Raw genomic sequence first — 348 nt, forward strand, 5'->3', positions numbered from 1 at the left:
CCAGCAGCTTGCGGAACATTTCGACGCCCGTGACCGTGGTCTTCTGGACTTCGCGGATACCGACGATTTCGATTTCTTCGCCGACCTTGATGATGCCGCGCTCGACGCGACCGGTCACCACGGTGCCACGACCGGAGATGGAGAACACGTCTTCCACCGGCAGCAGGAAGGCGCCGTCAACGGCACGGTCCGGCTGGGGGATGTAGGTGTCCAGGGCTTCAGCCAGGCGCATGATGGCTTGCTCGCCCAGGTCGCCCGTGTCGCCTTCCAGGGCCAGCTTGGCCGAACCCTTGACGATGGGGGTGTCGTCGCCGGGGAAGTCGTACTTGGACAGGAGTTCGCGAACTT

Annotated in this window: 1 protein-coding gene; it reads right to left on the reverse strand. The window is 63.8% G+C overall.

Annotation, left to right across the window (positions count from 1 at the left end; translation table 11 throughout):
* On the reverse strand, positions 1 to 348 hold a 348-nt coding region (locus ACG04Q_RS25725; protein ID WP_394514707.1), incomplete at both ends, for an EF-Tu/IF-2/RF-3 family GTPase.

This window comes from Pelomonas lactea, assembly GCF_043555885.1.
Lineage (GTDB): Bacteria > Pseudomonadota > Gammaproteobacteria > Burkholderiales > Burkholderiaceae_C > Pelomonas > Pelomonas lactea.